Origin of the sequence: Microbispora sp. NPDC046973 (assembly GCF_040644495.1) — a bacterium.
GTDB lineage: Bacteria > Actinomycetota > Actinomycetes > Streptosporangiales > Streptosporangiaceae > Microbispora.
In genome coordinates, this window is record NZ_JBEYWQ010000001.1 from 116324 (window position 1) to 129888 (window position 13565).

The 13565-nt window shown below is 70.9% G+C and carries 14 protein-coding genes and 1 tRNA gene; 8 read left to right on the top strand and 7 right to left on the bottom strand.

The annotated features are described in order from the left end of the window. The first annotated feature begins 96 nt into the window (after nucleotides 1-96). Together ABZ860_RS00570 and ABZ860_RS00575 are read left to right on the top strand one after the other, a co-directional pair. Nucleotides 97-2481 (top strand): AAA family ATPase, encoded by a 2385-nt coding sequence (locus ABZ860_RS00570; RefSeq protein ID WP_357213006.1) that lies wholly within the window; start codon nucleotides 97-99, stop codon nucleotides 2479-2481. A gap of 87 nt (nucleotides 2482-2568) precedes the next feature. Then, nucleotides 2569-2657: transfer RNA gene (locus ABZ860_RS00575), tRNA-Ser, on the top strand. Between the two features lie 167 nt (nucleotides 2658-2824). On the opposite strand, the gene ABZ860_RS00580 is transcribed toward ABZ860_RS00575, so the two are convergent. Beyond that, a complete protein-coding gene (locus ABZ860_RS00580) occupies nucleotides 2825-3310 on the bottom strand; it encodes a peroxiredoxin family protein (RefSeq protein ID WP_357213008.1) in 486 nt (161 codons plus the stop codon). Between the two features lie 99 nt (nucleotides 3311-3409). Between ABZ860_RS00580 and ABZ860_RS00585 the strand changes: the two genes are divergently transcribed. After that, on the top strand, nucleotides 3410-4078 hold the full coding sequence (locus ABZ860_RS00585) for a sigma-70 family RNA polymerase sigma factor (protein WP_357213011.1): 669 nt from the start codon (nucleotides 3410-3412) through the stop codon (nucleotides 4076-4078). Then, nucleotides 4075-4299: a hypothetical protein gene (locus ABZ860_RS00590; protein WP_357213013.1), complete on the top strand. Its 225-nt coding sequence runs from the start codon at nucleotides 4075-4077 to the stop codon at nucleotides 4297-4299. Before ABZ860_RS00585 ends, ABZ860_RS00590 begins: the two co-directional genes overlap by 4 nt. A 230-nt stretch (nucleotides 4300-4529) precedes the next feature. On the opposite strand, the gene ABZ860_RS00595 is transcribed toward ABZ860_RS00590, so the two are convergent. From ABZ860_RS00595 to ABZ860_RS00610, 4 genes are all read right to left on the bottom strand, one after another. Further along, a complete protein-coding gene (locus ABZ860_RS00595; RefSeq protein WP_357213016.1) occupies nucleotides 4530-4940 on the bottom strand; it encodes a hypothetical protein in 411 nt (136 codons plus the stop codon). Continuing rightward, on the bottom strand, nucleotides 4937-6100 hold the full coding sequence (locus ABZ860_RS00600) for a molybdopterin-dependent oxidoreductase (protein WP_357213018.1): 1164 nt from the start codon (nucleotides 6098-6100) through the stop codon (nucleotides 4937-4939). The genes ABZ860_RS00595 and ABZ860_RS00600 overlap by 4 nt, the downstream gene beginning before the upstream one ends. Nucleotides 6101-6346: 246 nt before the next feature. Further along, complete coding sequence (locus ABZ860_RS00605; protein WP_357213021.1) at nucleotides 6347-7516, bottom strand: endo-1,4-beta-xylanase; 1170 nt, start codon at nucleotides 7514-7516, stop codon at nucleotides 6347-6349. A 49-nt stretch (nucleotides 7517-7565) separates the two neighbouring features. After that, entirely contained in the window at nucleotides 7566-8195 is a 630-nt protein-coding gene (locus tag ABZ860_RS00610) for a polysaccharide deacetylase family protein (protein ID WP_357213024.1), read from the bottom strand. 715 nt (nucleotides 8196-8910) lie between these two features. On the opposite strand from ABZ860_RS00610, the gene ABZ860_RS00615 reads away from it, so the two are divergent. The 4 genes from ABZ860_RS00615 (at nucleotide 8911) to ABZ860_RS00630 (ending at nucleotide 12339) form a co-directional block, all read left to right on the top strand. Then, the gene (locus ABZ860_RS00615; RefSeq protein ID WP_357213027.1) at nucleotides 8911-10341 is read left to right on the top strand and encodes an MDR family MFS transporter; all 1431 of its coding nucleotides are present in this window, start codon (nucleotides 8911-8913) and stop codon (nucleotides 10339-10341) included. A gap of 459 nt (nucleotides 10342-10800) precedes the next feature. Then, entirely contained in the window at nucleotides 10801-11130 is a 330-nt protein-coding gene (locus ABZ860_RS00620; RefSeq protein ID WP_357213030.1) for a hypothetical protein, read from the top strand. 125 nt (nucleotides 11131-11255) lie between these two features. After that, complete coding sequence (locus tag ABZ860_RS00625; RefSeq protein WP_357213032.1) at nucleotides 11256-11507, top strand: hypothetical protein; 252 nt, start codon at nucleotides 11256-11258, stop codon at nucleotides 11505-11507. A gap of 97 nt (nucleotides 11508-11604) precedes the next feature. Next, nucleotides 11605-12339: an alanyl-tRNA editing protein gene (locus ABZ860_RS00630; protein ID WP_357213035.1), complete on the top strand. Its 735-nt coding sequence runs from the start codon at nucleotides 11605-11607 to the stop codon at nucleotides 12337-12339. A 24-nt stretch (nucleotides 12340-12363) separates the two neighbouring features. Here ABZ860_RS00630 and ABZ860_RS00635 read toward each other — a convergent pair whose 3' ends face one another. Together ABZ860_RS00635 and ABZ860_RS00640 are read right to left on the bottom strand one after the other, a co-directional pair. Beyond that, entirely contained in the window at nucleotides 12364-12978 is a 615-nt protein-coding gene (locus ABZ860_RS00635) for a GNAT family N-acetyltransferase (RefSeq protein WP_357213037.1), read from the bottom strand. Further along, nucleotides 12975-13520, bottom strand: a complete 546-nt coding sequence (locus ABZ860_RS00640; RefSeq protein WP_357213040.1) for a DinB family protein — start codon at nucleotides 13518-13520, stop codon at nucleotides 12975-12977. Before ABZ860_RS00640 ends, ABZ860_RS00635 begins: the two co-directional genes overlap by 4 nt. Between the last annotated feature and the right edge of the window lie 45 nt (nucleotides 13521-13565).

Sequence of the window (13565 nt, forward strand, 5' to 3'; positions counted from 1 at the left end):
TAGCCCAGCCCGAGGGGGTACACGGTGGCGAGACATGATCGTGAGGATCCGCATTCTCTCGAGGACCAGCTGGCATGGCTTGACGCGATCAAGGAAATGCCCGACGAGGTGGAGATAGCGGTCAGCGCGGTCACCTCCGCCACGCTCGCCTCTCCACCGCCGCCACCGGCCGCCGAGCCCGAGCCCGCCTCGCCGTACCCCGCCGACCCCTGGAGCCTCGTCCCCTCCGAGCCCGCGTCCGGCGGGCTGCTCCGCGGCGCCGCCGACAGCGCCACCGGCTCCGCGTACGGCGCCCCGCCGCAGGAGGACGCGCAGACTTCGGAGGCGTCGTCCACCGGTCCCGTCCGCGATCCCCTCTTCGGCGCCAGCTATTCCGAGAGTTTTGGGTATGAAAGTGGCGGAAAGTCCGGATTTGGGTCTGGGTATGGCGCCGACTCGGCCTATGGCGAGACGAACTTCGGCGACACGACGAATGTGAGTGACACGGCGGCCTTCGGGGATACGACGGCCTTCGTGACCAGGCCCGAGCCCTCGCCCTCCGAGGAGCGTGAGGACGCGCCGCCTGCCGAGTCGCCTACCGCGAGCACCGCGTTCGGCACACCGCCGGAGACGAGGGGTGAGGAGTCCGCCACGTCGACCGGGCCGGTGAGCGCCCCGTCGTTCGGTTCGCCTTTCGGTTCGTCCTTCGGGGCGGCCTCCGAGCCGGCTTTCGGGCCGGCATCGGAGTCGCCCTTCGGCGGGTCTTCCGGCGCCTCTTCCGGCGCGGGCTCGGAGTCCCCGGAGGGGGCCTCGGACGCGACGCCGCAGACGCCGGGCGACGACCAGGAACCGGCGGAGGACGACGGCCGCCCCACCCCGCTCAGCGATCCCTCGCCCTTCACCACCCCTCTGTTCGGCGAACAGTCCTTCGGCGGCGGGGCCTTCGCCGGCTCCCCGGCGGACACCGACGCCTACAAGAACGTCGGCGCGTTCTCCGGCGGCGAGCCGGCCAAGCCCTTCGCCTCCCCGGCGTCCGGCACGTTGTCGCCGGGGAAGGAGCCGCTGCGGGGCTGGCTGGAACCCGCCGTGCCGGTGCCGGCCGCCCAGCAGGACCCCGCCGGCCCCGCCGAGCCGGAGGAGCCGCCCGCGCCCCCGGAGACCCCGTCTCCGTTCGCCGCCGCCCCACGGGCCGAGGCCGTGCCGGACTTCACGGACGACCGCTTCACCGGCTCGCTGCGGGAGGACTTGGCCGCCGAGGAGCGAAAGCCGTACGAGCCGGGTCCGGTCGCGGCACCGGCAGCGGCGCCCCTGCCTGCGCCTGCACCTACTCCCGCGCCCGAGCGTGCCCCGGCGCCTCAACCCGCGCCAGAGCGGGCTTCGGCGCCGAGCCCCGCACCGGACCAGGCGCCCGCCGTGGAACGGGACGCGGTGGCGGAGCGGGAGGCGTACCAGCCCCCGCGCCGGCCGGCTCCCCCCGTCTCCGCCTTCAGCTCGCCCGCGCGTACGACGGGGAGGTCGGCAGGCTCGAAGCCGACCGCCGACAGCCTCGACCCGGTCACCCTGCTGAGGGGGCGGCGGAACGCTCCCGCGACGGGCTGGCGGCGGCTGGTCTACAAGGCGTCCGCCGGGCTGATCAAGCCGGGTGAGGCCCCGGAGGTGCGGCGGCGTCGCGAACTCGTGCAGCGCGCCCGCACGCCCGTCGCCACCGGCCACCACCGGGTCGCCGTGCTCAGCCTCAAGGGCGGGGTGGGCAAGACCACGACGACCGTCGGACTCGGCGCCACGCTCGCTCAGGTGCGCGGCGACCGTGTCATCGCGGTCGACGCCAACCCCGACCGTGGAACGCTCTCCGACAAGGTCGAGCTGGAGACCGCGGCCACCGTACGCGACCTGCTGAACGAGCGCGCGCAGATCAAGCGGTACGTGGACATCCGGGCCTTCACCTCGCAGACGCCCTCGCGGCTGGAGATCCTGGCGTCGGACCGTGACCCGTCGGTGTCGGAGGCGTTCAGCGCCAAGGACTACCACGCGGTGGCGAACGTGCTGGAGAACTTCTACTCCATCTGCATCACCGACTGCGGCACCGGTCTCCTGCACTCCGCCATGTCGGGTGTGCTCGGCATGGCCGACCAGATCGTGCTGGTCAGCTCGCCGTCCGTGGACGGCGCCCGGGCGGCCTCGGCCACGCTGGACTGGCTGGAGGCGCACCACTACGGCGACCTCGTCCGGGCCGCCACCGTGGTGCTGTGCAGCGTACGGCCCCGGTCGAAGTCCACCGTGGACCTCGACAAGCTGGAGGCGCACTTCGCCGCCCGCTGCCGCACCGTGGTCCGCGTGCCGTACGACGCCCATTTGGAGGAGGGCGCGGAGATCGACCTGGACCGCCTCCAGCAGGCAACCCGGGACGCCTACCTCCGCCTGGCCGCCTCAGTGGGCGACGGCTTCGCCGGACCGCACGCACTGGCCGAGCCCAGGTTCTCGGAGATCCCGGACCACCTGTAGGAGAGGATGATCTCTTTCGCGGTCGCGGTCACGAGCCGGAGAGTGAGAGACTAGGCTGCTGCGTGGCGCTCCAGCATGGGGCGCCGGGGAGAGCTCGCCTAGTGGACGATGGCGGCGGTCTTGAAAACCGCTAGGCCGGGTGACCGGTCTCGTGGGTTCGAATCCCACGCTCTCCGCTCAACCAGCCAAAACGGCGTCTGGCCTGCGGGTTCACCCCGGTCGGACGCCGTTGATCGTTTCTGATATACGCCGATCGGCTGAGGGAACCGTCCCGGAGCCGCCGGGATCCGGCAGGGCAGGCCGGTGACGGTCCGGCCTGCCCGTGTCGCCCTGTAGGGCGGATTCAGTCGGCGGGCGAGTGCTCCCTGACGTAGCGGATCAGGCCGACGACGTCGTCGGGGACGAGGCGGCCGATCGCGCCGCTGGAGTAGACGCTGACGACGACCCGGCCGTCGGGGTCGAGCACGAAGCCGGTCGACTGGACATACCTGGGATCGTCGTTGACGAAAGCGCCGGTCGCGCGGGCCAGCAGGTCGGGGTCGGCGCTGTGGCCGACCGGGAAGTCCAGCCGGAGTGTGGCGGCCAGTTCCCCCGTCGTGGCCTCGTCGTCGACCGACAGGGCCACCACCTTGGCTTCCACGCCGCTGAGGGTGTCCAGTGAGCGCTGGAAGGCGCGCAACTGCGCCTTGCAGTAGGGGCACCACGAACCCCGATAGAAGAGCACGACGCCGAAGTGCCCGGCCAGCGCGTCGGGCAGGTGCAGGGTCTCCCCGCCGGGAAGGGTCACGGCCAGGTCAGGAAAGCGGTCGCCGGGGTGAAGCAGTGTCATGTCGATGTCCCTGTCGTCTCGGAAATCGGGTTTGTCACTGTCTTCGCGTCACCGCCGGCCGAGGTCTTACCTCCCGGGGGGTCAAATACCATCGGACGTATGGCGGCCGATCCCGGTCTCGGGGAGAACCAGGCCATCCTCGCCTCTGCCGACGCGGAGTCGGCCGAGTGGCTGCGTACGCTCGGCGGCGCCGGAGCGGAGCGGGAGGCGGCCCTGGAACGGCTGCACGCGATCCTGCTACGCGTGGCGGGCAACGAGGTGCGCAGACGCGCCCCGCGACTGCGCCTGTCCGGGCCCGAGTTGGACGACGTGGCTCACCAGGCCGCCGCCGACGCCCTGCTGGCCGTCACCGCGAAGCTCGGTCAGTTCCGCGGTGAGAGCCGGTTCACCACCTGGGTCTACAAGTTCGCCGTCCTGGAGGTGTCGGCCAAGCTCGGCCGCCACTTCTGGCGTGACCCGGGGGTGCCGCTGGAGGGTGAGGACTGGGAGCGCCTGCCCGACCGGTTCGGGTTCGACCCGGCGGAACGCCTCGAGCGGCACGATCTGCTCGTCGCGCTGCGCCGGGCCGTCGACGAGGAACTCACCGAACGGCAGCGCCGGATCTTCGTCGCGATCGTGCTGAACGGCGTCCCGTCGGACGCTCTGGCCGTCGAGCTGGGCACGAACCGCAACGCCGTCTACAAGGCGATGTTCGACGCCAGGCGGAAGCTGCGCGCCGCGCTCGTCGCGCGAGGCTATCTGGACATCGGCACTTCGAGGCGGTCATGAACGGCTGGGATGAGCTCGACCGGTTCCTGAGCACCGACCCGCGCGACGTGGGCTGCGACAAGGCGATGGACCTGCTCCACGTGTACGTCGAACTCGTGACGCGGCACCCGGAGGCCGCACGGCGGCGATATCCGGGGATCGCCGCTCACCTGCGCGCCTGCGGTCCCTGCAACGAGGATTTCGAGGGCCTGCTGGCCGCGGTGTCCGGCACCTCCGGCTAGCGCGACGCGTGGAGGCAGAGGTCGACCACGGCGGCGGCATCCGCGGCTGTCGGTGCAGGCGTTCCCCTCTCCCGGGCCCGGCCACCTCGACGCGGCGCTCGACCGCATCGGCCGATGGCACGAACGCACCACCCGGCCCGTCCTGATCGCCGACACCGGCAACCGGTGCCCGACGACGATGAGCCCGGGCCGTACGGGCTCCTGCCGGGTCCAGCGCGAGCCGCGGGCGTCTATCCACGCCGGCGCTTGGCCCGCAGCCGCACGGCGATCGCGGCGAGCGCCGTCACGAGCGCGACCAGGCCCAGGACGACGAGCAGGTTGCGCCCGTAGTCCAGCGGCAGGAGTGAGGGGTTGTCGGCCCGGCGGCCGAAACCCGTGACCATCGGCAGGGCGAGGAGGGACAGCACGGCCGCGACGGTCAGCCCGGCCCGCACCGGCGACGGCGCGCGCATCCTCCCGACGGCCACGCCCGTGAGCAGGACGAGCGGCACGAGCACCCCGTCGTGCGCCACGATCAGGCCGCCGAACCACAGGGCCCAGCCGAGCGGGTCGGTGAGGCGGGCGTCCACGACCAGGCCGGCGAGTCCGGTGACGATCAGGCCGCCGCCGAGTCCGTAGCCCAGCAGGCGCGGTGCGTTCACGCCGCCACCACCTTCGACACCCACTTGGTCTGGAGCACACCCGGCCGGTTCGGCGCGATCAGCCGTACGGGGAAACCGTGGTCGGGTGCGAGCGGCGCGCCGCCGATCCGCAGCGCCAGCAGCGTGAGCGGGTCGTTCCAGTGCGGCGGCCGCACCTCGCTCGACCGGTATCCCCCGCCCCTCTCCAGCGACTCGACCGTGAGTACGGCGTCCGGGGCGATGCCGGCCAGGGCGGCGAGATCACGCAGCCGGATGCCCGACCACTCGGCCTCGGCGCTCCAGCCCTCCACGCAGGCGATCGGCAACCGTACGGTGTGCTGGGGGAGCCGCAGCAGGTCGGCGTACGCCAGGGACAGCGGCGCGCGCACCGCGCCGGTCACGGTGAGCCGATATCCCGGATCGTGGATCACGGCGGTCACTCCCGCCGCCGCGGCGGACTTGTTGACCGGGAGGCCCTGCGGGCCGGTATGCGGGTCGCGTGGCGCCAGCAGGGCGAGCCCGGAAAGCGGCGCGTACGTCTCGCCCACCGTGAACAGGACGGTGAGGCCCGACGCGGCGGCCACGGTGCCGAGGAAGCGACGCCGCGCCGTCACCGCCTCCTGGGGTTCGACCTGCTCCCGTGTCCACAGCTGCCTGCGCACCTTCGCCCATTCGTTGACGACATGAATGATCAGTGCCCCGTACAGAAGATACGCCGTCCAGTAATGCGCGACCGGGAAAGAGAACGGCCACAGGTAAACGTACGAGACATTGAGCAGGCCGGTTATCGACTGGAACAGCGAAGCACCGACGAGAACGAGCACCAGGGCGCGTTCCACGGCGTGGGAGAGCGATCGGAAGGGCGGCCACTGCCACAGCTTCGGATAAACGGTCCAGAGCTTCGCGAGAAGCAGCGGAATCGTCGCCAGCCCGCCGATGACGTGGAGTCCCTGCGTGACCCGATAAAGCCCGACCGGCCGGGACGGCCACGCCAGGCGGCCGGGTGGATGCTGCGTGAAGTGGCTGAACAGGCCGGTGGCGAAGGCCACGGTGAAGCTGATCCCGAGCCACAGCCCGAGCCGGGCGGCAACGCGCTCGGAGTGCAGCACGCTGCCGAAACGGCCGGGCACACCTCGCAGAAGCGTTTCGACCCGTTCCCGCATGACAGAATCACGCACCATCGTCCGGCCTCTTTTCACGGCACGACGGCGAATCGCGATCCGCGCCGGAAAGGACATTCGGAAGCACAGTCGCGACCGTACCGCCGCCCGGCCCCGCGAATGCTTACGTATCCATGACGGGCCGGGAGACCGGCCGGCGCCGGTCCACCTCTTGGACGAGGACAACCCGCCGCACGTTATATGGCATTGTGCGGCGAACGGGGCCGCACTCGTGGAGTGCGGCCCCGTGCCTGTGTGCCGGTACGGTCAGTTGCGACCCGCGCCCGGGCCGGAGCGGTGCGGAGCGCCCGCGGCGAGCGCCAGGTCCTGCTGGAGCACGTAGTACTGCGACTTGGGCTGCAGGTTCCCGTCATACAGCAGGGCGGCGCCCTCCTGCGGGTCGTCGAACCAGCCGGGGATCCAGGAGTACGTGTCGCCGAATCCCCACGGGGTGAACGAGATGCACTCGCGCACCGCCAGGCAGGCCTGCAGGGCGCGGGACCAGTAGCTCTCCTGGGCGTACGAGGCCAGCGGGCTGGTCGGGGTGTTCACGTTCGGCGCGGCCTGCGTGAACGTGCGGACGTCCACCTCGGTCTCGGCCACCTTGAGGCCGAGATCCGCGAAGCGCTGCAGGTTGTTCTGCAGGTCGGGGAAGCCGTACTGGGTGTCCAGGTGGCCCTGGAAGCCGACGCCGTCGATGGGCACACGCTGCGCCTTCAGCGACCGTACGAGGTCGTACACGGCGTTGCTCTTCGCCCCGGTGAACTCGAGGTTGTAGTCGTTGTAGAACAGCAGGGCCTTGGGGTCGGCCTCGCGGGCCCAGCGGAAGGCGTCGGCGATGTAGCCGAGGCCGCCCCACGCCTTGTACCAGATGGTCTGGCGGGGCTTCCCGTCGTCGTCGAACGCCTCGTTGACCACGTCCCACTGCCAGATGTCGCCCCTGAAGTGCTTCACCTGGTCCTGGATGTGCTTCTTGAGCAGGGCCTTCAGCTCGTCGTTGGACAGGGTGGTCGTGTAGCCGTCGGAGGAGAGCCAGGTGGGCAGCTGGCTGTGCCACACCAGCGTGTGGCCGCGGACCAGCTGCTTGTTCTGCTTCGCGAAGGCCACCAGCCGGTCGGCGGCGGCCCAGTCGTACGTGCCGCGGGTGGGCTCCACCAGCTGCCACTTCATCACGTTCTCGGGAGTGACGCTGGAGAACTGCTCGGCCGTGATCCGGGTGTAGTCGGCGTTGCTGCCGAGTTCGTCCGTGTTCACGGCGGTGCCGATGCGCAGACCGACCCGGTCGCCGAGGGCGCGCAGCGAGTCCGCGGGGTACTTGACGGCCTGGGACTGTGCGGGGGCGGCGCCGGGTTCGGCCGAGGCCGAGCCGGTGAGAGCCACCCCGCCCAGCAGGACCGTGGCGCTCAGGAGGCCGATGGACAGTGCGGGACGAAGCAAAGGAACTCCTCGGGTTGAAAGGGGGATTTCGTGAGGTGGTGCGTTCAGGTCAGCCCCGGCGGGCGGGCAGCGACAGGTGCCATCCCTCCGACCGAAGCGCGGGGATGACCGTGTCGACGGCGTCGACGGTCTGACTCCGGTCCCCGCCGCCGTCGTGCATCAGGACCACCGCGCCCGGCGTGATCCCTTCTCGCAGGCGGCGGATCAGCTCGGCGGTGCCCGGCGGCTCCCAGTCGCCGATGGCCAGACGCCAGCCCAGCGCCTGCATGCCGAGATCGGCGGCGACGGTCGGCGTCTGCCCCCAACTGCCGTACGGGGCTCGGAAGTACGGGATGTGCGCCCCCGGCGCCGCCGCCCGGATGGCGGCGCTCGTCTCCAGCAGATCGGCGCGGATCCGCTCCGCCGGCCAGGTCGCCATGTCGTCGTGGCGCATGCCGTGATTGCACAGGGTGTGCCCGTCGGCGACGATCTGCCGGACGACCTCCGGGTGCTGCCGCACGTGATCGCCCCAGAGGCAGAAGACCGCCTTCACGTGGTGCTCCCGCAGCACGCCGAGCAGGCGCAGCGTATCGGGCGGATTCGGGCCGTCGTCGAAGGTGAAGCCGACCGACTGCCCCCCGCTGCGGGTCGAGTCGACGACCGTGGGGGTCGGGTTGTCCGCCAGGGCTGGACGGGCCATGCCCAGCAGCAGACCTATCGCGGCCAGCGGAACGGCGAGAAGACGTGGCCTGCGTGGGCGCCGGCTCCGGTTGACCACGATGACTCCATCTTCGACGAGAACGTCCGAAAGTTTCTGTGGCGTTACGAAAGTAATGCAGACCATAGGAACGTGTGTGATGTACGTCAAGAGGTCAAAACCACCCGTAAGTTCGCGCGAGGTGCGGCTGCTGGGATGCCGGACGCGGGAGCCGGCCCTCCTGCTGTCGAAAATCGAGCGCAAGCCCGTCCGAAACTTTTCGGCCTCTCCCTCCTCGCCGGGCAGGGAGGCGATCGTGCGAGGCGGCCTTTGGCGGGACCGCTGCGGCGTCCTGGCCGGGAAGGTGGAAGAGGCCCGGGAGGCCGGCGAGCGCCTCGAGGCCCACGTCCGTTGGCACCAGGGCGCGGGCGCCGCCCTGCTCGCGCCGGGGGCACGTGGTGATCCTCTTGGTCACCCCAGTGGCAGCCGAGCCTCAGGCTCACCGCAGGTGGTGAATCGTCCGTCGGTGAAAACCAAGTGACATTTCGGGTTACTTGCCGGGATGCTGGCTGCGGACGACGAGTTTTGTCGGTGGCGCCTGTCAGGCTCTCTATGACCGCAACTTCTTGGAGACCCGAGCTGGGGCCGGCATATGGCCTCGTCTTGTCCCGCCAACCCTGATCGAGGTGCCGTGTCCATCGCCCAGTCCGATACACCCGTGAAAACCGCGACGGCCGTCTCCCGCGGCACCCCGGCCGTGATCCGGCTGCTCGTGCTCGCCACGTTCGTGGTCGTCCTCAACGAGACGATCATGATCAACGCGATCCCCCGGCTGATGGACGCCATGCACATCACCGAGCAGACCGCGCAGTGGCTCTCGACCGCCTTCATGCTGACCATGGCCGCTGTCATCCCGATCACCGGATGGTTCCTACAGCGGGTGTCCACCCGTCGCGCGTACGCCACCGCGATGGGTTTGTTCCTGCTCGGCACGACGTTGGCCGCCGTCGCGCCGTCGTTCGAGGTGCTGCTGGGCGCCCGGATCATCCAGGCGTCCGGGACGGCCGTGATGATGCCGCTGCTGATGACCACGTTGATGCAGGTGGTGCCGGAGTCGGACCGGGGCCGCGTGATGGGCAACGTCAGCCTGGCCATCTCGGTCGCGCCCGCGATGGGCCCGGCGGTCTCGGGGTTGATCCTCCAATTCGGGTCCTGGCGGCTGCTGTTCGCCGTGGTGCTCCCCATAGCCGGGGTTATCACGTGGCGCGGCCTGAAGCAGCTCAAGAACGTCGGAGATCCCCAGACCGGCGCCATCGACTGGCTGAGCGTGGTGACCGCTGCCGCCGGCTTCGGCGGCCTGGTCTACGGGCTCAGCCGGTTCGAGGGCGGTGACGTCCGCGTCGCCGCCGCGATCGTCGCAGCGGGCCTGGTCGCCATCGCCGTCTTCGTCGTCCGCCAGTTGTCGTTGCAGAAGCGCGGGGTGCCGCTGATGGACCTGCGCACGCTGCGCCACCGCACCTACACGATCGCGCTGATCCTGATGTCGGTGGCCTTCATGGCGATGCTCGGTTCGATGATTCTGCTGCCGCTGTACCTGCAGAACATCCGTGAGCTCAGCCCTCTGGAGACCGGACTCCTCGTGATGCCGGGCGGCCTCGCGATGGGGCTGCTCGGCCCGGTCGTCGGTCGCCTGTTCGACCGTTTCGGCGGCCGGGTTCTGGTCGTTCCCGGCGCGATAGGGATCACGCTCGCGCTCGCCGGCTTCACGCAGGTCACGATGACCATGCCGTACTGGCAGCTCCTGGGTCTGCACGCGTTGCTGATGGTGAGTCTGGCCGCGGCCTTCACCCCCGTGTTCACCCTCGGGCTCGGAGCGGTTCCTCCGCCGCTCTACTCCCACGGCAGCTCGATCCTGAGCACGCTGCAGCAGGTGGCCGCGGCCTTCGGCACCGCGCTCGTGATCACTGTCATGAGCGCGCGAGCCGATGCCCTGAGATCCGCGGGAACCGCGGAGGTGCTCGCCAACCTCGAGGGCATGCGGCTGGCCTTCATCATCGGCGCGGTGCTGTCTTTGGCCGTGGTCGTCACCGCCGTGCTCCTGCCGGCCCGCGCGGCCGGCGTCGCCGAGATCGAGGAACCCGGCCGGTGAAAGGGGCGTGACGGCCGCCCGTCTCCGTCTCGTGTCACCCTCGGTGTTCACGCTGCCGTCCCCTCGGCCTGGGCCGGTGTGGGTTCGCGCAGCGTGCGTGACAGCAGCGTGCGTGACAACAGTCGCCGGGCAGCCGGGCCGTCGGCGGACCGCGTCTCTGCGCGTCCGGCTCCGGCAGGGTCAACCGCCGGGTCGTCGCCGGCCCCGGCGGATCGGCGGTGGCGGGCTACGAGAAGCTCACTGCGCCGACCTGCGAGACAACCGGTGGGAGAGGCACTTCGCCGCGGTCGGTTCTCGCGCTGTCACCTGACCAGGAATTCCGGCCACAATATAACGTGACGAAACAGTCGTGAATACGCCGAACGGATGAAACGACATTAGGTCTCTGGCCAGATTCCCGTATTGACATTGTTTGTCCATAATTGGCGCTCCATGGTGTCACCCCACAATGGAGGCCGTGTGCGAGCGCGAGCGCGATTAAGCGTCGTCGTCTCATCCCTCATCGCCGCCCTGCTTCCCCTCTCGCCGGTCGCCGCGGGCGCCGCCGAGCAGGGCGGAGGCGGGCCCACCCCATCCGTCACCTGGACGCCCTGTGCCGACGACCCCACGGCCGACTGCGGGACGCTGGCCGTGCCGATCGACTGGGCCCGGCCCCGCGGCGCGACCATCGACCTCGCGCTCGTCCGGCGCAAGGCGACCGACCCGGCGGCCAGGGTGGGGTCGCTCGTCATCAATCCGGGCGGCCCCGGCGGATCGGGCGTGGCGTACGGGCACTGTGGGCCGGCCTGATCGCCCGCGCCGACCGGGGCGAACTGCCGTTCCCCGGGGACCCGTCGGTCTCCCTCAACCGGATCTCCCTGCTGTCCCTGGTCTTCGGCGCCTTCTACGGGCCGGCCTGGTCGCAACTCGCGGATGTGCTCGTCGCGCTGGACAGCGGCGGCCGGCCCTCCGTGTCGCTGCCGGCCGAGCCGCGCCGGCAGGAGGACGAGGTGGTCGGGGACTGCACGACGGGGGCGTTCGACCGCTACCTGGTCGCGCGCACGCTCCCGGCCCGGGGCACCCGCTGCCCGGCGGTGCCGCCCGCCGAGGTCACGCTGCGTAGTGCCCCGTGGCCCGTGCCGTCCGGACCCATGCCCGGCCTACCCGGCTGGCGATTCCGGTCCTGACCGACGACACCGTCCCGGGCGCGGACCGTACGGCCCGCGCCGCCTGGGCCACGCGCAGCAGGGCTTGATTTGCCAGACACGACCTAGACTCGGTGAGGTGACGTTCGATCTTCACGGGCGGACGAGGCGGCTGGAGCTGGCCGACCAGGGCCTGCGGTCTTTCGAGGCCGTCGTGCTGGAGGCCACGCCGGACGGGATCGTCCTGGACCGATCGGCCTTCTACCCGGGCGGCGGAGGCCAGCCGCCGGACCAGGGCGTGCTGCTGTGGCAGGGCGTCGAGACCCGCATCGAGGGCGTGCGCAAGGGAGACGATCTCTATCTCGTCCCGGCCGCGGACGACCCGATCCCGCCGGCCGGCACGGTCGTGCGGGCGGCGGTCGCCGACGAGCGGCGCTCCGCGCTCATGCGCACCCACTCGGGCCTGCACGTGCTGTGCGGTGTCGTGTTCCGCGACTACGGGGCCCTGGTCACCGGCGGCAACATGGAGCCGATGACCGCGCGGATGGACTTCAACCTCCCCGAGGTGCCGCCCGGCTTCAAGGAGGCGGTCGAGGAGGCGTGCAACGCCGAGATCGCCGCCGACCGCCGGATCGACGTGCGGGTGCTGCCTCGTGCGGAGGCCTTCGCGATCCCCGACATCATCCGCACCGCGACGAACCTGGTGCCGGAGGACATCCCCGAGGTGCGGATCATCGACATCGTGGGCCTGGACACCCAGGCCGACGGGGGGACGCATGTCGCCTCGACCAAGCAGATCGGCAGGATCAAGGTCGCCAAGATCGAGAGCAAGGGCCGCGGGTTCCGCCGCCTCCGCATCGCGATCTCCGACTGACCGCGCCGAAGCTCGGCGGGGCGGTCAGAAGTCGATCCGCACGACGGCTCGCCTGAGGGTCGGCCTGCTCACCTCGGTGAACCCCGCGTCGAGGAAGACGTCGCGGCTGCCGACGTGGAGCTCGCCCCAGGTGATGTCGACGCCCGGCCGGGTGATCATCGGGTACGCCTCCAGGGCCCGGGCTCCCCGCTCGCGTGCGAAGTCGATCGTGGCGCGTGCGAGCGCGTACGTCACCCCACGCCGGCGAAAGCCCTTGCGGGTGACGAAGCAGGTCACGGCCCAGACCCCGTCGTCGGTCTCGTCCTCCTGCCGCCCGGTCCAGGGGACGCGGGTGCGCGTCAGCTGGGGGTAGGCCGTCCGGGGCTCGACCGCACACCACCCGACCGGCTCATCGTCCAGGTAGGCCACGAGACCGCTGGTCGACCGGGCTCCAGGGGTTCCGCAGCCGGTCTGCTCGCGCAGCCGCGCAGCACGCTCGGCGTCGGAGACCGAGCGCCACTGATAGGTGAAGATCTTGTAGCGCTGGCAATGGCAGTCGGTCGTGCCGAAGATCGCCTGCAGGTCGCCCCACGACGCCCGGTTGGCGGGGACGACGACGAGCCGATCGGCGGGAATGGGCTCGGTGTCGTCTTGCCTCATTCCGCCGGCTGGTCCTCTCCGACCAGGCCGTCGACGGACTCGCGGATGAGGTCGGCGTGCCCGACGTGGCGGGCGTACTCCTCGATCATGTCGATCAGTAGGCGGCGGAGGCTGGGCGACTCCCCGCGGGAGCCGGTGTACGCCGCGAGCCGCCCGAGGCCGCCCTCGGCCAGCGCCTGCCGTACGCCGGCCCGGGAGCGGGCCACCGCGTCCTGCCACAACGTCGTCAACCGCTCGGGAGTGTCGTCGGCGGCCGTGCGCCACTCCCAGTCGGGGTCGGCGTCGAAGTCCACCGTGTCCCACGGCGGCGCAGGCGGTCGCCCGAACAGCTTCTGGGAGAACATGTCGTCCTCCACCAGGGCCATGTGCTTGAGCAGCCCTCCCAGCGTCATGGACGAGGCGGCGGTGGTCGCCCGCAGTCCGGCCGCGTCGAGCCCGCCGCACTTCCACGCGAAGATCCGGCGCTGGCGGTCCAGGGAGCCCAGCAAGGTGTCGATCTCGTCGCCCGCGACCGGCGGCTCATGAAGGATGTTTTCGGTCATGGGGGACAGGCTACGGTGCATTTCGGACGATCCACTTCCGGAATG